Raw genomic sequence first — 20,852 nt, 5'->3', positions numbered from 1 at the left:
GAACCCTATTACTGTAGTACAGCAATAAAAAATTGCACATCACAAAGAGGGGCGCTTCGTGTCGAAAACGAAACGTAAATACCCGTGTGATTTAAAAATAATGAAAACTACAAAGGGAAAATGCCGTGAGAGCATCATTAACTTTACTATCTGCAGGGATCTTGTCTGCACTTTCTACTACCTCGGTTAACGCTAACGATTTAGTTATCAGCGGTGTTATCGATGGACCGCTAAGTGGCGGTGTTCCAAAAGCGGTTGAACTTTTCGTTGTGAACGACATTGCTGACTTGTCGATTTACGGTATCGGCTCAGCCAATAATGGTGACGGCACTGATGGTGAAGAATTCACTTTTCCAGCCGGTGTCGCTGCTACTGCAGGAAGCTATATCTACGTCGCTTCAGAAGTAGATGGGTTTACTGCATTTTTTGGCTTAGCGCCCGATTATGACAGCTCGTCAATGGCGATTAACGGCGATGATGCCGTAGAGCTTTTTAAAAATGGCAGCGTAATAGACACATTTGGCGATATTAATACCGACGGAACCGGCACAGCCTGGGAATATCTCGATGGATGGGCCTACCGAAATTCTGGCAAAACAGCCAATGGCGGCAACTTCGATTCAGCAAACTGGACATTCAGTGGGGTTGATGCACTTGACGGTTCAACGACAAACACCGACGCTGCAACCCCTTTTCCTGCGGCTACTTTTACCACTGATGGCGGTGATGTTGTAGACGTTCCAGAGGAACCCGCCGTTGAATTGGGTGTTTGTGGCGATGACGCAACACTGATTAGTGCTATTCAAGGCAGTGAAAGCGCCTCTGCAGAAGTAGGCAACAGTGTCATTGTCGAAGCCATCGTGACAGGCACTCGCGCGGGCGGTTTCTTTATACAAGAAGAAGCGTCAGATTATGACGCTCTCGATGTGACTTCTGAAGGCCTTTTCGTAGAAGGTAACGTAGAAGTTGCAACTGGCAGCGTAGTTCGCCTTTATGGTGAAGTAGAAGAGAACTACGGCATGACAACCCTTGCCATGGATAGCGATGTTACAGCAATTGATTGTGGAACTGCAGACGCAGTTACGGCGGTAGCGATCTCTATGCCATACGACATTGACCTTGAAACCGTTGAAGGCATGGTAGTAAGCATTAGTAATGCAACCGTGACAAGCACTAACAACTTGTGGCGCTTCGGCGAAATTGTTGTGAGTGACACAATTAAACGCCAACCGAGCGACATGGCGGCTCCACTCTCGGAGGCTTACGCAGCTGCTGAAGAAGCGAGTGAGACGAGCCTTCTTACCATTGAAGATAACAGCAGCTCACAGTACCCAGATGCATTGAGTTACTTCCCTACCTTCAGCTACGCCAACGCGATTCGTATTGGCGATGCTGTTTCGGCATCGGGCCCACTCAACTACAGTTTCGGTACATACAGAATTAATCCAAGCGAGGTTATTGAAGTAACGTCTTCTCGTGAAGCTAACCCTGTCGTCGCAGAAGGCAACCTATCCATTGCCACCTTCAATGTACTTAACTATTTTAATGGCGAAGTAGACGAGAATGGCGATGTCACGTTCGATTATGATGGAAACCGTGGTGCAAAGGACGACGTGGCGTTTGAATTACAACAAGGCCGTATCGTAGAAGCCATTGTTAACCTTAATGCTGACGTTGTCGGTTTAATGGAAATTGAAAACGATGGTTTTGGTGAAGATAGTGCCATCCAGTCTCTTGTTAATGCCATCAATGCCGAACTCGCTGAAACCGAACAATACGCATTTATCGCTACCAATGATGGCAGTGAAATTGGAACAGACGCTATTACTGTAGGCCTGTTGTATAAAGCTTCTGTAGTCATGCCAGAAGGTGATGCGATAGTTGTGGCCATGCCAGAGCAGCAAGTTGACGAAGATAGCCTGGCCCGTATGCGCCCTAGTCTACTTCAATCTTTTTCGCACCTTGAAAGCAGTAAATCTTTTCTTGTCGCTGTGAATCACTTTAAATCTAAAGGTGGTCAATGCGCTGAAGACGTTGCAGAGTCCCCATCTGAAATCACAACCATTCAAGGCAGCTGTAACGCACTTCGCGTATCAGCAGCGATTACACTAGGTACTGCATTAAGTGATGAAAGTCTGCCAGAGCGTAAGGTGATTTTGGGTGACTTGAACGCCTATAGCGCTGAGGATCCAGTAGCAGTTCTTACTAATTACACCCCTGAAACTCGTGGATACACTATCACTACCGCAGTGAATACTGGCATGGATGAAGGGGAATCCGTTGAAGTTGAAGCTGGGTTTGGTTATCACAACTTGGCTGAAGAATTCGACGCAGAAGGCTTTTCTTACTGGTTCTACGGCACTGAGCAAGTGGGTAGTTTAGATCACGTTCTGGCGAGTGATGCCATGCTTGCAGACGCTCTTGATGGCGCGCACTGGAATATCAACTCGGTTGAAGCATACCAGTTGCAATACGACCAAGCATTGCGCTTTTACCCCGATGAAGACGGCTATGCATTCACCGACGTGGGCCCGTTTAGAAGTTCTGATCATGACCCATTCATTGCCACGTTCGACCTTCAGGCTGACGTTGTTGAAGAAGAAGAAGCGGATAGCAGTGATAGCTCAGGCGGAGCCATGGGAGGAATTCTTGCATTGCTAGCCGCAATGGTAGGCTTTCGCCGTCGTCAACATAGTATCAAAACGAAAAAAGCATAAAAGATAAATACATCGCAATTTGTGATGTCTAACGCAATACTACGATAAAAAGCTGCCTTAATCGGCAGCTTTTTTATGTGGGCAACGACCTTTCTGGGCAACCAATAGGCCATCTCTGCTTATGCTTTAGACACTACCATCCCCACTAAATCAGACGCCTTGGTGTCATCAACTTCAATACCAATCATCTTGATATACTGGTCTCGCTTTTCTGCTTGAGTCGTTGATAAACCGCTATCATTTAAGAGCTTTGCGGCACGCTTTGCGATTTTCATTTGTTCATCGGTAAGGTTATCTTCTACGTGAATTTGCGTAATCACTTTCAGTAAACTCAACGCGATTTGTTTATCTTTGGGCGATAAAGTCAGCGCTTGTCGCAAGTTGTTATAGGCAGGTAGCAAACGGTTTTCTTTGTAATTTACCGCTGCCATTTGCTTAAGCTCCTTTGTCGTGAACTGAATTTCAGTTCTTTCAATCGACTCTTGATTTAAGTATTCATTCACCACTTGCGAAGTAAAAGTATCGCCTTCAATTTGCTTTCTTAGCTTATCTAAAATTCTTACACAGTGTTCGCGCATACCGAGTTCATGAAACGCTTTCATTTTGTCCAGACTATCTTCCATAGACAGACCATCTGTGGAAGCGGAGCGATCTTTCATCAGCTTCTCTGCACTTTTTTTATCGTCTCTCAGGCAAAGAACCCGCGCTTTGACCACGTCAATTTGTTCACTTAGCTGATTCTGTACACCTTTTTGGCTTTTAAGTTCCTCAAGCTCTGACTCTGCTCTTTGAAGATACTTTTCTGTATCTGCATTACCTAAACTTGTTGCCAAATCTATCGTGGAGCGAATGACGTTCAATGTAAGTTGCGGCGAGTCATGAATTGAGTTTTTCGCAAACTTCGCCATATTTTGTACCGCTGACAGTTGCCCCACCTTGTCATGATTGAGTCTAGCTAGGTCCCACAGTCGCTTGTTTCGCTCAATATTTCGGGGCGCAAGTCGACTTGCTTCCTTCATTTGCTCGTAAGCAATATCAAACTGTTCTTTCTCTATAAAATACTGGGCGAGTAAATCAAACGTTAAAAAGCGTGTGTCAGGGCGCAGAAGCAAATCATCAACGAGAAGCTGTGCTTCTTCTAATTCGTCTTGACGCAATAGCGACCGCGTAAGACCTATGTGAACCCATGCGTGGTCCATATTCTGCAACAAGCCTCTGAAATAGTCTTCTGCAGTTGTATAATCGCGAAGCTGTAAAAGACAGTCACCAATAAGGCGCTTTATTCTGGTGTGATATTCAGAAAGCGATGGGTCTTTTAACTGCCTCTCCGCATAATACATGGCCGTGGAGTAATCGCCTATCTGCATACAGTACAGCATTTTATGCAGCTTAAGACGAATTTGAATCAAATACTCTAATCGCGTTTCAATCTTATTTCGCTGTAAGGGTTTGACCCAAAAATCATCTGGCTGAAGCTCAACAATACAATTAACAAGCTCTGGAGAGGTTTCCGCGCTGAGAAACACAACTGTCGTTGTGTCGTTAATGTGGTTAAGGTGCTTTAACTCTTCAAAAAGATGAAAACCATCTTTATCGTGGCTAACGTTGAAAGCTAATAAGACAAAATCATACTGACGCGATTCACAAAGTCGCTTTGCATGAAACGCATTGAATGCACTACTGACATTTTTAATTCCAATTTCATGTAGTGCCGATGCGATAACATCGTGAACAAGCCCCTGATTATCTATAACCAGGACATGCAGTTCTTCCCGTGGTGTGGGGGCAGGTATTTTTTCCAGCATTAAGTGATCACTTCTAACGACTTTTCCCTAAGCGACACAATAGATTCTCGGGAAGCTCTATTGCGGACTACACTATATTACCCATAACGAGTGCTTTAAATATATCGACACGTCATTGTAGCACTTAAATAGAACAAGTAAGCACAGCAAGTTCAATAAACCGTACGTGTGTCTTTAACATGCGCTAACATGAGTCGCATAGCGAGACAACATTATACATAAGTCCGAAGCTTTTGATACTGTGCTCGCTTCAAGGAGTCACACCTTAGCTTTCACACCAATTTAGCGAGGTGGATCTATGTTGTCGTTTACGCTGCCATTTACTCTGAACCAACCAGCAACAGAGTGACGGGTTCGTGTTGCGGGTAATACTTCATGAGGAAAATCTTCACTCAAAAAGACAACAAAGGTCCCTTTTTTTGGCAAAACCCGCGTACCTTTTCGGTCTTCGCTATCAGCATAAAGTACCAATTCTCCTCCGTCCTCATTCTTCCAGTTGTCATTTAAATACGCGACCAGCGATAGAACTCGATTGCCTTGACCTTTGAACGCATCTACATGACGTTTGTAAAATTTACCGGGTTCGTAACACGCAAAATGACTTTCAAACGAAAATAACCCCATAAATAGTGAACGGTTGATAAAGTGCTGCATGGCTGCACACCAATCAAGCCAAAGCGCCCCTTCAGGCGTTGAACCTGTAATCCAGCAAATTTCATCGCCCCTGACTGTATCCACCTTTTGATAATTAAAAGCGCGACCAATACCTGCGCGTTTATATTCTTCATCGGCGATACAGCGCTGACGGGTTAACAGTGCGTCCGTGATAAAGTCAGGCAAACCATTTTCCTGAATAGAAAACCCCTTAGAGACAAGGTCATCAACGACCTTTTCAAAAATGGATTCATCGAAAGTACGAAGAGGTTGATTCGAAGCAAGTTGTTCACTGTTCATCTATATGCCATTACCTAAATAATCATACCCATCATATTATTGAGCAACGGGCTGCACAGGACTGGTTTGAAGGAGGCGAAGTTATACGCTTTGGACCACCATATAGCAATTGTGAAACGCGTTTTTACTCTTTAATTTTTTAATCGATAACGGCAAAAATATTAATCGAAAGATGTCGAGTGTCGAGGTCGCACACTTCTTGCTTAGTTTTTCATTTGCTATATTAAAATTATTAATATTTAAAGCTTACGATAGATTAAGGTTCCAAGACATAGACCAGTGCGTTAACCATCGCATTGCGTAGTGGACACCCTACTAGTGCAAGAAATTTTAAGCAGAATGAGTAAACCATGAGTCAAGACCAGACACAAATAGAAGAAACAGAACACCATTTAGACCTAAGAAATTTAAGGCTAGACGATTACAACGATGTAAAAGCGTTGATGGATAAAGTTTACGCTAACGTTGGAGGCGCATGGCCCTATTCAAATTACAAAGCGCAGGTAACCACGTTCCCTGATGGCCAGATTTGCATTGAAGATAAAGGCAAAGTAGTGGCTTTTGCGATTTCCGTGATTGTGGACTACGACCAATTTGGCGATAAACATAGCTACGATGAAATTACGGGTGACGCCTATTTGACGACTCACGATCCTAACGGCGACGTGTTGTACGGCGTTGAGGTGATTGTTTGTCCTGAATATCGTGGGTTGCGTCTAGGTAGGCGCCTTTACGAAGCGCGAAAAGAACTATGCCGTAACCTTAATTTAAAATCGATAATGGCAGGCGGGCGTATTCCAAACTACAAAAATTACGCACATGAACTGTCGCCTTATGAGTACATTGAGCAGGTTAAGCTCAAAGATATCTACGACCCTATCCTAACCTTTCAACTTTCTAATGGTTTCGAAGTGAAGCAGGTGATGACGGCTTACTTACCTGAAGATGAAGCCTCAAAAGGATATGCAACGTTACTGCAATGGCACAATATTTACTACGAGCCAGGAACGCCATCGCTCATTGCAAGTAGAAAATCCAGTGCGCGCATAGGCTGTATTCAATGGCAAATGCGATATTTCAATAACGTTGAAGAGTTATTACAACAAGTCGAATACTTCGTGGATGCACTATCAGACTACTCTTGCGACGTGGCTTTATTCCCAGAGTTTTTCAATGCGCCTTTAATGGGTCTTAGCCCGTCGGACTCATCAATAGACGCCATTTGGCACTTAGCGACGTATACCAACGAAATTTTAACCGCAGTTTCTCATTTAGCGGTTTCTTATAATATCACAATCATCGCAGGCTCAATGCCCGTGGTTGAAGATGAAGAACTCTATAACGTGAGTTATATCTGTAAGCGTGATGGCACTATAGAAAGCCAGTACAAACTGCACCCCACACCTCATGAGAAAAAAGACTGGATCATGAAGGGCGGAAATAGCCTTAAAACCTTCGACACCGACTTTGGCAAAATTGGCGTGTTGATCTGCTATGACGTAGAGTTTCCAGAACTCGCGCGGGTTTTGTCTGATCAAGAAATGCAGATACTTTTCGTACCATTTTGGACTGACACGAAAAACGGGTATTTGCGGGTTCGCCGATGTGCGCAGGCTAGAGCCATAGAAAACGAGTGCTATGTGGCGATAGCAGGTAGTGTAGGAAACTTGCCTAAAGTAGACAATGTTGACATTCAATATGGCCAAACCGCCGTATTTTCACCGAGTGATTTTGCCTTCCCTCATGATGCTATTGTGTCGGAAACCACCCCTAACACAGAAATGACGCTTATTGTCGACCTAGACCTAGACAAGCTCACCAAGCTGCAAAATGAAGGCTCTGTCCGTAATTATTTGGACAGAAGACGTGACCTATACCGCGTTGAATGGATAGGCGACAAAAGTTAAAAACGCGATATAAACGCAGCTAAAGTGACTGCATGTCAGCAAATCCATGTCACCATGGCCTATAGAGTCATTACGCGCTTTATAAGCCATGGAATTTCCATCAATTTAACGATAACATGGAGTTGTGCGCAAACAATATAAGGACGTTCGTTTTACCAAGGCGAGAGGATATGCCTTAAATCGAACGCACTGCTTAAAGAGATATTTAACTGACTATGGCAAACAATTCAAAGAACGACGAGTTTCCTACAATTAGGCTTGATGAAGAAGACCGCCGAGATTATCAAACTAAAAGGCAGGCGGTTCCAACGAAGTCATCGCCTACAGCGCCCCACTCTCAACCACCTTCAAACCACGGTGGCGGTAATGGTATATGGGTAACATTGGTCGCAATTATTGCGCTTATGGCGTGTGGCGGATGCTATTACTTGTACACCTTATTGGAACAACAAAAAGTGGTAGCCGATCAAGCTGAAAAACGCATTATGCAGCTTGAAAACAAGCTTTCTGCTACGGGCGAAGAAATTGGCGAGTCAACTGTTGCGCTGCAGGTTAAGGTTACTGAACTGAGTAACAAAACCAACGAACTGTGGGAGCAGATGGACAAGCTTTGGGCTTCGGCATGGCGCCGCAACCAAAAAGAAATTGCTGACTTAGGTGACCGTGTTGGTAACGTTCAAACCGCTGTAAATAAAAATATTAACGCAGTGTCCGACGATGTAAAGTCTCAGGCCGCGGCTATTGGTGCAGTTAAAAATCAATTAGCGTCTATAGCGGACGAACTGCTTTCTGTTAATGTACAGTTAGAACAAGCAGCCAGTGACAAGCAAAGCGCTCAGCAAAGCGTACGGAATCTTTCTGATAAACTTTCTGTGCTTGAACAACGCAACACCACGCTGTCAGGGAGAATAACTAGCTTGGAAAATGAAATCCGTGAAATAGCAACCAAGGTAGTCTCCAGTGGCGGCGCATCGGGTGGCAGTGGGTCAGCACCTTCAACTGGAACAAACGAGTAGTTTTGCTTCCTTCTGCATGACACACTGTTGAGTGCTGCGAAGATGATTGCGTATCACAAGATCAATATCTATACGAAAGGGGCTAACAGCCCCTTTTCGCTTTTAAGAATGAGGACAAGGCGTGATAGTATTGACCTCTTTTGAAAATCTACAGGAAACACCGCGCAATGAGTGACCAAGCGCTAAAACGTTTAAACAAATATATCAGTGACACCGGCCTTTGTTCACGTCGGGAAGCGGATAAACTCATTGAGCAAAATCGCGTTAGTGTAAACAATCAGCCTCCAGAATTAGGTACGAAAATAGGCCCAAGCGACATTGTTAAGGTTGATGGCAAAGTTGTGGGTAAAGTCGCTAAAGATAAATCCGATCGCGTTTATATTGTTTACAACAAACCCATTGGAATCACTTGCACTACCGAGCGTCACGTTGAAGGCAACATCATAGACGCTATCGGTCACAAAGACCGTATATTCCCTGTTGGCAGACTTGATAAGCCATCTGAGGGGTTAATTATTTTGACAAGCGATGGTGATATCGTTAATAAGATTTTACGCGCAGAAAACGCACACGACAAAGAGTACGAAGTTACGGTTAATCAGCCCATAAGTGAGCGCTTTGTGAAAAGAATGTCCCGCGGCGTCCCAATACTAGGAACGGTAACTAAACCTTGTATTGTAAAACCTATTGGCAACAACAAATTCACCATAATTCTTACTCAAGGCCTTAATCGTCAAATTCGCAGAATGTGTGAATTCCTCGGATACGAAGTGACTAAGCTAAAGCGTACCCGTATTATGCACTTGGAACTGGGCACACTAAAACCTGGTCAATGGCGTAATTTAACGGATAGAGAGCTCAAAATACTTAACAACGCAGTAAAGGACTCTTCGAAAGTGGCCAAATAGGTCTCATACCAATCACCAGACAAAAAAAAGCGCCCATTGGGCGCTTTCTTTCTGAAACCTAGTCTTATCGACGTAGACCTAGACGCTTGATAAGGTCAAGGTAACGCTCAGCGTTCTTGCCTTTAAGGTAGTCTAGAAGCTTACGACGTTGGCTAACCATACGTAGAAGACCACGACGTGAGTGGTGATCTTTCTTGTGATCAGCAAAGTGACCTTGAAGCTTGTTGATGTTCTGAGTTAACAAAGCAACCTGAACTTCTGGTGAACCAGTGTCGCCTTCTTTTACGCCATACTCAGCAATAATTTTTGCGGTTTCTTCTTTAGTTAGTGACATAGCATTCTCCTAATATTAATGCTTCGCCGATCACTAATTCAGCAAAGCGGAATGAGCGCCGTATTATAATGACGTTTGTCCAGTTAGCAAGTCATTAACGGCTTTATTTCTATTGGCGTTGCTTATGAGTACACTACCCTTCGCTTAGGGTTTACAAATATCTCGCCTTTAGGCGCACCTTGGTCTTTCGGGTCGAGTACCCCTTCCCCAACACCGAGGAAGATACCGTTGGTATCAGCACCGTGATAGACACGGTAAGACGTGCCCTCTCGAAGCGCGTCGATGCAGCTCCCTTTTACAGATTGACCGTTGTCAAAGCGGTTTCTTTCAGTATCACTGATCGTCACAAACGGCAGACGACTTACAGCGGTATCCATAGGAATTAACAAGTCATCAAGCGCTTTAAAGTCACCCTCTTCCAGTGACTCTTGAATGTCAATGAGCTTGTCCAGCGATACCATTTTATCTGTAGGGTAATCGGCCACTTCAGTGCGGTGTAAACGAGTTACATAAGCGCCACAGCCAAGGTTTTGACCCAAGTCGTCAACAATTGAACGAATATAGGTGCCTTTACTGCATTTAATACGCATATCCACATATGGGAGTTCGATTCGCAGCACGTCCAGTTCATACACTTCAATATCACGTGGTTCACGCTCAATCTCTATGCCTTGACGAGCATAGTGATACAGTGGCTTACCTTGGTGTTTAAGTGCAGAAAACATAGACGGTATTTGTTTGCTCTTACCTAAAAAAGCCAAACACGCATCGCGTACTTGTTCTTCGCTTACATCAACAGATTTTTCTTCAACCACTTCACCATCAGCGTCAGACGTGGTTGTGCGCACGCCTAACCGAGCGGTTACCTCGTACGTCTTTTCAGCATCGAGTAGAAACTGAGAAAACTTGGTGGCCTCACCAAGACACAATGGCAACATACCGCTAGCGAGAGGATCAAGGGCCCCAGTATGCCCCGCTTTCGCCGCTTTATATAGCCAGCGCACTTTCTGTAGCAGTTGATTGGATGACCCACCTAGTGGTTTATCAAGCAATACTATGCCGTTAATCTCACGGCCTTTACGACGTCTTGCCATCTACTCCTGCTCTTGTGAATCGTCTTTATCGCGCTTTGACTCATCTTTAGCGATGGTCTGTGACACAAGATTAGAAATACGCATACCTTCAATAATTGACCTGTCTTCAAAAAAATGAAGATCGGGTACTGAACGCATGCGGAGGCGTTTAGCTAAGATGCTGCGAATAAATTTTTTGTATTCAACAAGCTGCTTAATTTGGGCTTTCCCTTCTTCTTCAGTGCTGTTGTAGATAGTCACGAAAATTTTTGCATGCGCTAAGTCGCGCGACACATCTACGTCAGAAACCGTGATCAAAGGCATGTCGCCAACGCGGTGCTTGTATTCATTTTGCAGAATGCTCGCCACTTCTTTATGAACTTGCTGAGCCACTCTGTCGGTACGTGAAAATTCACGAGCCATTGCATTCTCCTTTCCTTATTTAAGTATCGAGCAGGCGAGTTGTCTGTTTACAACACACAGACAAAAACGGGAGCACTCGGCCCCCGTCTTTCACATGCCGAATTAACTAAGGCAATTAAATTTCGCGCTTAACCTCAACGATTTCGAAGACCTCGATTTGGTCGCCTACTTTCACATCGTTGTAGTTCTTAACGCCGATACCACATTCCATACCGTTACGTACTTCTTGCACGTCGTCTTTAAAGCGACGCAGTGATTCTAGCTCACCTTCGTAAATTACTACGTTGTCGCGAAGAACACGGATTGGATTACTACGCTTAACGTTACCTTCAGTAACCATACAGCCCGCAATTGCACCGAGTTTCGGTGACTTGAACACGTCACGAACTTCTGCAAGACCAATAATTTCCTGTCTGAATTCAGGTGCAAGCATACCACTCATGGCCGCTTTCACTTCATCAATTAGGTTGTAGATTACGCTGTAGTAACGTAAGTCAATTTCTTCAGCTTCCAATACGCGACGCGCTGTAGCATCGGCACGCACGTTAAAGCCTAGTACGATAGCGCCTGATGCAGCCGCAAGGGTTGCGTCAGTTTCAGTGATACCACCAACACCGCTACCTACAATGTTCACTTTAACTTCAGAAGTAGAAAGTTTAACAAGTGATTCAGAGATCGCTTCTACAGAGCCCTGTACGTCGGCTTTAAGCACGATGTTAAGGTCGCTAACATCACCTGATTCCATGTTAGCAAACATGTTCTCAAGTTTGGCTTTTTGCTGACGAGCAAGTTTTAGCTCACGCTTCTTCTGATGACGCTTCGCTGCGACTTCACGCGCTTTACGCTCATCTTTAACAACAGCGGCATCTTCACCTGCAACAGGTACACCTGACAAACCAAGTACTTCTACTGGTGTAGAAGGGCCTGCGACCTTTATGTCCTGACCATTTTCGTCGCGCATAGCACGAACGCGGCCGTACTCTTCACCACACAGAAGGATATCGCCAGGACGTAATTGACCTTCCTGAACCAATACAGATGCGACAGGACCACGACCTTTATCAAGACGAGACTCGATAACGATACCGCGACCAGGGCCTTCAGCAACCGCTTGCAAATCAAGTAGTTCCGCTTGAAGAACGATAGCTTCTAATAGCCCATCAACGCCCATACCGGTTTTGGCAGAAACGTTACAGAACTGATGCTCGCCGCCCCACTCTTCTGAGATAACTTCTAGCTGAGAAAGCTCAGTTTTCACGCGATCTGGATCTGCGGTTTCTTTATCCATCTTGTTTACTGCAACGATAAGGGGAACACCCGCAGCGCGAGCGTGCTGTACCGCCTCTTTCGTTTGCGGCATTACACCATCATCTGCAGCAACTACCAAGATAACGATGTCTGTTGCCGTAGCACCACGTGCACGCATGGCGGTAAACGCCGCGTGTCCAGGTGTGTCTAGGAACGTAATTTCACCGTTGTCTGTTTCTACCTTATATGCACCGATGTGCTGAGTAATACCACCCGCTTCACCGTCTGCAACTTTCGCGCGACGAATGTAGTCAAGTAATGATGTTTTACCGTGGTCAACGTGACCCATAATTGTTACTACTGGTGCACGGCTGGTTTTAACCCCATCAGTGCCCTCAGCCAACAATTCATCTTCTAGTGCGTTGTCGTTAACAAGCTCATATTTATGACCCATCTCTTCAATCACTAAAACCGCAGTATCTTGGTCTAGTACTTGATTGATAGTGGCCATTTCGCCCATCTTCATCATCGTCTTGATAACTTCGTTAGACTTAATCGCAAGCTTACTTGCCAATTCACCAACGGTGATGGTTGCGCCAAGTTTAACAACGCGCTCTACCGGTGCTGCAGGCTTATTAAAGCCTTGCTTAAGATGCTCACCCGCGTTTTTCTTCGACTTACGACGACGACGCGATGAACGCTCAACTTGCATGTCTTCTTCGTCTTCCGCTTCTTGAGCATAACGGTTAGAGTGCAAGTGAACTTCTTCTGCTTCCGCTTTCTTACGACGCTCTTCTTCTTCTTTCCAGCGACGCTCGTTTTCTTCAGCAAGCTTACGCGCTTCTTCAGCCGCTTTCTTAGCGTCTTCTTCAAGCTTTTTCTGCGCTTCTTCTTCTTGCGCTTTACGTAAACGTTCTTCTTCTTGACGCGCTGCTTCCGCTTCAGCCTTTTCAGCTTCACTTAGTTCAGGCTCGTCTTTCTTACGTGCCTCAGCGTCTTTCTTAGCCTGCTCAGCACGACGAGCACGCTCTTCTTCAGCGGCCTTTTTAGCTTCTTGTGCTTTACGCGCTTTCTCTTCGGCCGCTTTTTTCGCTTCTGCCGCTGCTTTTTCTTCCGCTTCGCGCTTCAGACGTGCTTCTTCTTCAAGGCGCTTCGCCTCTTCTTCAGCTTGGCGTTGCTGCTCTTCAATGTCGCTACGCTTAACGTATGTGCGTTTCTTACGTACTTCAACTTTCACTTCTTTAGACTTACCAACACTGAGTGTGCTCGTTGTCTTACGTTTCAGTGTCATGCGCGTTGGTTCAGCCGCGCTGCCGTGTTGCTTACTTAAATGATCCAATAGTTTTTGTTTCTCGTCTTCGTTTACCTGAGCGCCGGCACTCTTAGAGATACCCGCGTCTTTAAACTGGCCAACCAATCGGTCAACGGTCGTACCAATGTCGCTGGCGAGCTTTTCAATAGATACATCTGCCATTACGTAATTTTCCCCCTGTTGACCTTACTCTTCTTCACTGAACCATACGATATTACGAGCCGCCATGATTAATGCTCCGGCTTTTTCTTCGTCTAGTTCATCGATATCACTGATATCATCGGTACCTTGTTCTGCTAATTCTTCTAGGTCAGTAACACCGCGGCTGGCCAACACATAAGCCACGTGTTTACTCATACCCTCAAGATTTAATAAGGCTTCGGTAGGTTCTGCACCGTCAAGCGACTCTTCGTTCGCCAGTGCACGCGTGGTTAAGAAAGCACGCGCTCTGTTGCGCAGCTCTTCAACCATTTCTTCATCTAACCCTTCAACCGCTAGAAGCTCACTTGCAGGCACGTATGCCACTTCTTCTAACGTTGTAAAGCCTTCATCTACTAGGACAGACGCAAACTCTTCGTCAATGTCCAAACCAGCAGTAAATAGATTAAGTACCTTCGCGTTTTCTTCTTCGTGTTTCTTGTTGAGATCATCAACCGTCATCACGTTAAGTTCCCAGCCAGTCAGTTGGCTAGCTAGGCGTACATTCTGACCACTACGGCCAATTGCTTGTGCTAAGTTGTCAGCTTCAACAGCGACGTCCATCGTGTTGCTGTCTTCATCAACAACAATAGACGCAACTTCAGCAGGTGCCATTGCGTTGATAACGAATTGCGCAGGGTTTTCATCCCACAGCACGATATCAACACGCTCACCGCCAAGTTCACCTGATACTGCCTGCACACGTGAGCCGCGCATACCAACACACGCGCCGACTGGGTCTAAGCGTTTGTCATTAGTCTTCACAGCAATTTTTGCACGAGAACCCGGGTCGCGAGCCGCAGATTTAATTTCTAGTGTTTCTTCCGCAATTTCTGGCACTTCTAAGCGGAAAAGTTCAACTAGCATGTCTGGGTGCGTACGGCTAATAAACAGCTGTGCGCCACGCGCTTCTGGACGGATAACGTATAGAAGACCGCGTACACGATCCCCCGGACGGAAAGTCTCACGAGGAAGCATGTCATCGCGATAGATAACACCTTCTGCATTGTTACCCAAGTCGATGATGATGTTGTCACGGTTAACTTTCTTAACTGTACCCGTAACTAACTCACCCACTTTATCTTCGTACTCAGCAATCATTTGCTGACGCTCAGCTTCACGTACTTTTTGTACAATAACTTGCTTAGCAGTTTGTGTAGTTATACGGTCAAACTTGATAGATTCAATCTGTTCTTCTACATAGTCGCCAAGTTGTATTTCTGGTTCGTCAATTTGCGCAGCAGAAATCGTAATTTCGGCAAAGGGATTTTCCTGTTCTTGATCATCAGGAATAACCAGCCAGCGACGGAATGTATCAAAATCACCAGACGATCTGTCAATGCTGACACGAACTTCAATTTCGCCTTCGTTTTTCTTTTTCGTCGCACTAGCAATTGCAAACTCTAGCGCTTCAAAAATTTTCTCTCTAGGCACTTGTTTTTCATTTGAAACGGCTTCCGCCACTAACAAAATTTCTTTATTCATTTTCGCCTCACTTTTGCTTTCATCGATGAAAGCAGAGCTGTTCCGTTAATCGAACGTGGGAACAACGTTACCTTTTTCGATATTCGCCACAGCTAACTGGAACTGCTGGCCGTCCACTTCAATACTTACCATGCCATCTTCGCACGCAAGTACTTTGCCTTTAAAATTACGTTTGTCGCCCATCGGCATTGACAAACGAACTTGAACCACTTCACCCACAGACTCTATATAATGCTTTTCTTTGAAAAGCGGTCTGTCCATACCCGGTGATGACACTTCCAAGTTGTACTCAGTGCTAATTGGATCTTCTACGTCCAATATTGCACTAACCTGATGACTCACATCTGCACAATCATCTACGGTAATACCGTTTTCATGATCAATAAAAACACGAAGAATCGAATGCTTCCCCGCTCGTACAAACTCGATACCAACCAGCTCAAAACCAAGCGCTTCTACACCCGGCTCTAGCATTTCGGTTAGCTTCTCTTCAAGTTTTGCCAATGCAAACCTCCAAAAACGAAAAAAGGGCCTAAAGCCCACCTGTCATCACCCGGCTCAGCGAGGCTGACTCCAGGTTTTAATACAACAAAAAGCCCCGGACTAGCGGGGCTTTAATTAAAATTCTGAACCCATACCTGCCAACACGGGCAGTTGCAAACCTATGGGTAAAACCACCGTTAGGTGATAGCTTGCTATGGATAAGAGCGTTACTTTCCTAACTTGAGGGAGCCCGCTCTCATCACTCGATGGAAGTATTATACGTATAGGTGACACATTAAGCAACAGCCAATACTTAGTCTTCATCCTTGAAGGTTGCCTTAATGTCCAAAATTTTGGGCAAAATCTCGATCATTAAATCAACTAGCTTAGGCTCAAAATGCTTACCTTTTTGATCCTTGAGGAAAGCTACAGTATCTTCAATACTCCATGCATCCTTATACGGACGCTTGCTTGTTAATGCATCAAACACATCGGCGATAGCACAAATACGCCCCTCAATAGGAATGTCTTCGCCGGCTAACCCTTTCGGATAGCCAGTGCCATCCCACTTTTCATGGTGAGTCAACGATACGGATTTTGCCACATTCAGTAAAATAGAATCACCACAATCACCAATAATTTCTGCGCCAATCTCTGGATGCTTTTGCATAGTAGAAAATTCTTCGTCTGTGAGCTTTCCAGGCTTTAGCATAATACTGTCGGCAATCCCTATTTTTCCTATGTCATGCATTGGTGCAGCATGGAGCAATATCTCTGCCTGCTGTTCTGTTAGCCCGTAGGCGAGAGCCAATTCTTTGGCGAAATGGCTCATGCGCATGACGTGCATGCCGGTTTCATTGTCTTTGTATTCAGCAGCTTTGCCTAATCGCTGCACAACCTGCAAACGACTGTTAAGCAATTCATCAGCTTGTACGAGACTAAGATGAGTTTTTACACGCGCTTTTACAATCGCGGGGGAAATTGGCTTAGTGATATAATCAACTGCACCCGCATCAAAGCCCTCAGTTTCATCGTGCTCATCATTCAATGCGGTAACAAAAATCACCGGAATATGCTTGGTTTTACTTTGCTTTTTTAAATGACGGCATACTTCGAACCCTGTTAATCCAGGCATCATCACGTCAAGAAGAATCAAATTGGGCTGCCTAGCCTCGGCAAGCTTTATCGCCTCTTCACCATTTTTTGCAAATATCAACTGGCATTCAGATTCAAGAAGCCGTTTTAAAACTCGTAAATTAACGGGTTCGTCATCAACAAGTAAAAGCGTTGGTTTCGCGATTTCAATTTCTAACATGCCGTATCTCTTGGCTACTCTAGTTTTTCGATAAGCGCACTAATACTTTGTTGCGCTGATTCAAACTCAAAATCATCTATATCAAGGCGTATCTGAATGATCTCATCTTTATACATTGTCTGCTCGGCCTCGCGCAGAAAAACCAATTCGTCTTCATTCACCATGTTTTGTGCAACACTGTTTAATAGTGTTTTCAAGTGTTCAAGTAAGAGAGCATTGTCGATACTTTTATTTATAGCATCCTCAGCATAGAGTGGAGACTCACTTAACATTAATTCAATTTTATCTAACGCGTCTCTTAATGCGTTTATCTTATCGATGTCCACCGATGACTTCAGTGCTTGGGACTCGATATCGCGTGTGATGTTCGAAAATGTTGTTAACGCTAAGTTGCCTGACACGCCTTTGAGTCGATGCGCGAGTGCTGCGAGGGAACTAAAGTCGTCTCTTATCGCTGTATTCATCATCTCGTTTATCTGATCACGGCAAGAAGAAGCAAATTTATCTACCTCATGAAGCACAACCTCTTCACTACCCCATAACTCAATCGCTTTATTTAAGTCTATGACGTGTTTTTCAACTACGAGTGCAGAGGTTGTGTCGGGTTGTGACGACCTTAGATTGTTGACAGGCGCCGTGTGACTTTCAATATTGAGAACGCGCGCGATTTCCTGCATCAATGAAGTAAAATCAACAGGCTTATTCGCGAAGCCTTCCATGCCCGCTTGCTGAGCCGCGTGTTTGTCTTGAACAAGTACGCTAGCCGTCAAAGCAATAATTGGGGTAGCTGGTAACCCCTGCGCTTTTTCGAACATTCGTCGTTGTTTTGCTGCCTCTAGACCATCCATTTTCGGCATTTGCAAATCCATTAATACAATATCAAAGGCTTGTTCTCGCATTTTCTCCAATGCCTGAGCGCCATCTGTTGCTGTTTCTACCGAATGGCCTGCGCGCTTAAGCAACAGCGAGAGCAACTCAATATTTTGCGAAACATCATCGACCACGAGTACTTTCAAAGTAACGTCAAAATACGATGATTTTTCATCAATGGGGTTTACATCACTTTCAACCTGCTCCGCAATTTCCAGCGGAAGCCTAAAAGAGAATGTCGACCCTTTATTTTCCTCACTGCTTGCGTGGATTGTTCCCCCCATTAATTCCACTAACTGCTTGGAAATGGTCGTTCCCAACCCTGTGCCACCGTACTTTCTGCTCATCGACGCGTCGGCTTGTGAAAATGGGTCAAACACCTTTTCGAGTTGCTCACTCGTCATGCCAATACCGGTATCTGAGACATCAAAACAAACAAACTTTTCGTCGCTTTTCACATTGATGACCACCTGACCTTGATGGGTAAATTTCACCGCATTTCCAATTAAGTTATTGAGAACTTGCCGAATACGTTCAGGCACACCTCGGTAAGCCCTCGCAACGGCTTCATCCACGTTCAGAACAAGTTCAACCTTTTTACGCTTGGCTTCCAGCCAGAACGTTGATACGACTAAGTCAAGCTCTTCGCGAATAAGAAAATCCCGATAATCCAAGTCGAGTTTTCCTTTGTCTAATTTAGCGCTATCAAGAATGTCGTTGAGTAAGTGAAGAAGTGAACGCGCGGAACGATTTATGGTAGTCAGATGTGATTTTTGCTCATCAAGTAATTCCTCACCCAGCATAAGATCACTGAACCCAATAATAGCATTCATAGGGGTACGAATTTCGTGGCTCATATTTGCAAGAAATGCTGCGCGCGTCGCTGCAGCGAGCTCTGCTTTTTCCTTTGCTGCTTTAAGCTCGTTTTCCATAACGCGCCTATGCGTTATATCCGAGATAAAGCCATCCATATATAGTACGTTTCCATCACCGTCTTTCACATGAACGCCATGTTCTGTTACCCATTTCACTTCGCCAGACTTTGAAATAATGCGATATTCGAATGAAAACGCGCCAGCGTCGCTATCGATATTTGAAAACATGTCCACATCATCGGGGTGATAAAGCTCTGAAAACGAACGTTTGGGGTTTGGTAATACGAAATCCTCCGGTGGATAGCCTGTAATTTCTGCTACTGCATCACTGATAAAAACCATCGGCCAGCTTGGCGTAACAAGACAGCGGTAAGCCACACCGGGAATATTGGAAATTAAACTTCTAAACTTGGCTTCACTCTCGCGAAGCGCGTCTTCCATCTCTTTTCTTTTGCGCAAATCAGAAGCAAAAGAAACAAACACGGCTTTTCCATCTAACTTGGTATACCCAACACCTACACGGGCAGGTATCTTCTCACCATTTTTCCTTAATATTGCTACTTCTCGTCCTGTCCCTATAATTTGCTCAGTAGGCACAACCCGTTGACTGAAAAAATCATCGCCATAGAGATATCGCCTTTCATGAGGTATAACGATAGATGCATGCTGTCCCACTAGCTCGTCGGGCGTGTAGCCATAAATTTCTTCTACAGCGGGATTAGCAGTTTTGATTATGCCTTTGTCATCGACCGTGAGGATTGCATCAACTGCAGTATCTGTGATTGCTCTTTGAATGCGCTCACTTTCTATGGCCCTTACCATCACATCGCGATACTTGAACAATAGGCTCACGCCTAAAACCATCGTAATAAGCACGAGCGTGACTACAGCGATCGAGATAGCAAGAAAAAAGGCAATGCCAGATGATTGAGCAGACGTTTCGATACCTGGCGGTAAAACAAATCGAGCTGCGGCCATGCCAGTATAATGCATGCCTGATATCGCTCCGCCCATAACCACACTGGCCAGTAGAACCTGCCTACCAAGAAAGTCAGTCGACTTTGTTGCTTTTGTAATACCGAATTTTATCCAGAGGGCCAGCATAGCGAGCAGCACAGCTACAACAATTGAAACAGTAAACATGGTGAGGTCATACCGCAACAATGGCGCCATTTCCATCGCCGCCATGCCGCTATAATGCATGGTGCCGATACCGGAGCCAACCAATACGCCACCAAGTAACACCTCTGCCGAACTGATACGCGACTTGGTCAAAAGATGAAGCGCTACCCACGCGGCGGCAATACCTGGTATCGCTGAAAATCCTGTTAAAAGAGGGTTATAGCTTACCGGCGTACACAATTCAAAGGCAGTCATACCTAAAAAATGCATAGACCATATACCACCTCCAAGCGCCACACTTCCTGTACATAAAAGCGTGTTCCGTCGTAGGCTATCCGTTGTCACAGCCGCTTGACCTGCAACATTAAATGCCATGAACGATGCAAATATTGCAACTAGAAGTGATAGGACGACCAAAGGAAAATGATACGCGCCTTCAAGTAAGGAAGCGTGTTCGTCAAGCGTGAAAAAGCGGGAGATCATATCGCGGCCAAACTACCTTATGTATTGTTTTTCTATTGGCATGTTGAGAGAACAATCATACACAGTTGTAGTGTAGTAGTTAACTTATTGTTTGTAACATAGACAAAAGTTCGATCGCGGGATAATACCACCCCCCATAGATAATTGCCCTCTCAGAAGGCGCGGGCGAGTTTAACATGTCCGTACTCTTTGTTGTGTAGCCTTGATGGAGAATCAAGCTACCTGCGGTAACACGCCGCGATGACGAACATGTTAAGTCTCGCTGAGTGGGTCATTATCTTTGCGGACTGGTATAAAAAAACCCAGCATATGCTGGGTTCTTTA

Annotated in this window: 14 protein-coding genes; 4 read left to right on the top strand and 10 right to left on the bottom strand. The window is 44.9% G+C overall.

What is annotated here, in order from left to right; genetic code table 11:
* Positions 1–125 precede the first annotated feature (125 nt).
* Positions 126–2,717 (top strand): ExeM/NucH family extracellular endonuclease, encoded by a 2,592-nt coding sequence (locus GVO63_RS15000; protein WP_159580948.1) that lies wholly within the window; start codon positions 126–128, stop codon positions 2,715–2,717.
* A 119-nt stretch (positions 2,718–2,836) separates the two neighbouring features.
* Here GVO63_RS15000 and GVO63_RS14995 read toward each other — a convergent pair whose 3' ends face one another.
* The gene (locus GVO63_RS14995) at positions 2,837–4,522 is read right to left on the bottom strand and encodes a response regulator (protein ID WP_159492731.1); all 1,686 of its coding nucleotides are present in this window, start codon (positions 4,520–4,522) and stop codon (positions 2,837–2,839) included.
* Positions 4,523–4,804: 282 nt separating this feature from the next.
* Positions 4,805–5,476 carry a 2OG-Fe(II) oxygenase gene (locus GVO63_RS14990; RefSeq protein ID WP_159580946.1) on the bottom strand — a complete coding sequence of 224 codons (672 nt, stop codon included), beginning with the start codon at positions 5,474–5,476 and terminating at the stop codon, positions 4,805–4,807.
* Between the two features lie 350 nt (positions 5,477–5,826).
* Here GVO63_RS14990 and GVO63_RS14985 point away from each other — a divergent pair, with 350 nt between their 5' ends.
* The 3 genes from GVO63_RS14985 (at position 5,827) to GVO63_RS14975 (ending at position 9,307) form a co-directional block, all read left to right on the top strand.
* Positions 5,827–7,383: a bifunctional GNAT family N-acetyltransferase/carbon-nitrogen hydrolase family protein gene (locus GVO63_RS14985; RefSeq protein ID WP_159492733.1), complete on the top strand. Its 1,557-nt coding sequence runs from the start codon at positions 5,827–5,829 to the stop codon at positions 7,381–7,383.
* A 215-nt stretch (positions 7,384–7,598) separates the two neighbouring features.
* Entirely contained in the window at positions 7,599–8,399 is an 801-nt protein-coding gene (locus GVO63_RS14980) for a hypothetical protein (RefSeq protein WP_159492734.1), read from the top strand.
* A 167-nt stretch (positions 8,400–8,566) separates the two neighbouring features.
* On the top strand, positions 8,567–9,307 hold the full coding sequence (locus GVO63_RS14975) for a pseudouridine synthase (protein WP_159580944.1): 741 nt from the start codon (positions 8,567–8,569) through the stop codon (positions 9,305–9,307).
* 64 nt (positions 9,308–9,371) lie between these two features.
* Here the strand turns inward: GVO63_RS14975 and rpsO are convergent, their stop codons facing one another.
* From rpsO to GVO63_RS14935, 8 genes are all read right to left on the bottom strand, one after another.
* Positions 9,372–9,641: a 30S ribosomal protein S15 gene (rpsO, locus tag GVO63_RS14970; protein WP_159580942.1), complete on the bottom strand. Its 270-nt coding sequence runs from the start codon at positions 9,639–9,641 to the stop codon at positions 9,372–9,374.
* A gap of 122 nt (positions 9,642–9,763) precedes the next feature.
* Complete coding sequence (gene truB, locus GVO63_RS14965; RefSeq protein ID WP_159492737.1) at positions 9,764–10,735, bottom strand: tRNA pseudouridine(55) synthase TruB; 972 nt, start codon at positions 10,733–10,735, stop codon at positions 9,764–9,766.
* On the bottom strand, positions 10,736–11,137 hold the full coding sequence (gene rbfA, locus GVO63_RS14960) for a 30S ribosome-binding factor RbfA (protein ID WP_159492738.1): 402 nt from the start codon (positions 11,135–11,137) through the stop codon (positions 10,736–10,738).
* Between the two features lie 115 nt (positions 11,138–11,252).
* Entirely contained in the window at positions 11,253–13,859 is a 2,607-nt protein-coding gene (gene infB, locus GVO63_RS14955; protein WP_159580940.1) for a translation initiation factor IF-2, read from the bottom strand.
* A gap of 24 nt (positions 13,860–13,883) precedes the next feature.
* The gene (nusA, locus tag GVO63_RS14950) at positions 13,884–15,380 is read right to left on the bottom strand and encodes a transcription termination factor NusA (protein ID WP_159492740.1); all 1,497 of its coding nucleotides are present in this window, start codon (positions 15,378–15,380) and stop codon (positions 13,884–13,886) included.
* A gap of 45 nt (positions 15,381–15,425) precedes the next feature.
* Positions 15,426–15,884 carry a ribosome maturation factor RimP gene (rimP, locus tag GVO63_RS14945; protein WP_159580938.1) on the bottom strand — a complete coding sequence of 153 codons (459 nt, stop codon included), beginning with the start codon at positions 15,882–15,884 and terminating at the stop codon, positions 15,426–15,428.
* A gap of 292 nt (positions 15,885–16,176) precedes the next feature.
* On the bottom strand, positions 16,177–17,178 hold the full coding sequence (locus GVO63_RS14940) for a two-component system response regulator (RefSeq protein ID WP_159492741.1): 1,002 nt from the start codon (positions 17,176–17,178) through the stop codon (positions 16,177–16,179).
* Positions 17,179–17,192: 14 nt separating this feature from the next.
* On the bottom strand, positions 17,193–20,528 hold the full coding sequence (locus GVO63_RS14935; protein WP_159580936.1) for an MHYT domain-containing protein: 3,336 nt from the start codon (positions 20,526–20,528) through the stop codon (positions 17,193–17,195).
* Positions 20,529–20,852 lie beyond the last annotated feature (324 nt).

The organism is Alteromonas sp. KUL106, from assembly GCF_009811415.1.
In the GTDB taxonomy this organism is placed as follows: domain Bacteria; phylum Pseudomonadota; class Gammaproteobacteria; order Enterobacterales; family Alteromonadaceae; genus Alteromonas.
This window is presented reverse-complemented; position numbering and strand designations above follow the sequence as displayed.

What these genes read in the sequence shown, in the direction of transcription:
- GVO63_RS14935 (WP_159580936.1), bottom strand. Translation starts at nt 20,528, where the DNA reads ATGATCTCCCGCTTTTTCACGCTTGACGAACACGCTTCCTTACTTGAA.
- GVO63_RS14975 (WP_159580944.1), top strand. Translation starts at nt 8,567, where the DNA reads ATGAGTGACCAAGCGCTAAAACGTTTAAACAAATATATCAGTGACACC.
- nusA (WP_159492740.1), bottom strand. Translation starts at nt 15,380, where the DNA reads ATGAATAAAGAAATTTTGTTAGTGGCGGAAGCCGTTTCAAATGAAAAA.
- GVO63_RS14980 (WP_159492734.1), top strand. Translation starts at nt 7,599, where the DNA reads ATGGCAAACAATTCAAAGAACGACGAGTTTCCTACAATTAGGCTTGAT.
- GVO63_RS14985 (WP_159492733.1), top strand. Translation starts at nt 5,827, where the DNA reads ATGAGTCAAGACCAGACACAAATAGAAGAAACAGAACACCATTTAGAC.
- rbfA (WP_159492738.1), bottom strand. Translation starts at nt 11,137, where the DNA reads ATGGCTCGTGAATTTTCACGTACCGACAGAGTGGCTCAGCAAGTTCAT.
- truB (WP_159492737.1), bottom strand. Translation starts at nt 10,735, where the DNA reads ATGGCAAGACGTCGTAAAGGCCGTGAGATTAACGGCATAGTATTGCTT.
- rpsO (WP_159580942.1), bottom strand. Translation starts at nt 9,641, where the DNA reads ATGTCACTAACTAAAGAAGAAACCGCAAAAATTATTGCTGAGTATGGC.
- GVO63_RS14940 (WP_159492741.1), bottom strand. Translation starts at nt 17,178, where the DNA reads ATGTTAGAAATTGAAATCGCGAAACCAACGCTTTTACTTGTTGATGAC.
- infB (WP_159580940.1), bottom strand. Translation starts at nt 13,859, where the DNA reads ATGGCAGATGTATCTATTGAAAAGCTCGCCAGCGACATTGGTACGACC.
- GVO63_RS14990 (WP_159580946.1), bottom strand. Translation starts at nt 5,476, where the DNA reads ATGAACAGTGAACAACTTGCTTCGAATCAACCTCTTCGTACTTTCGAT.
- GVO63_RS14995 (WP_159492731.1), bottom strand. Translation starts at nt 4,522, where the DNA reads ATGCTGGAAAAAATACCTGCCCCCACACCACGGGAAGAACTGCATGTC.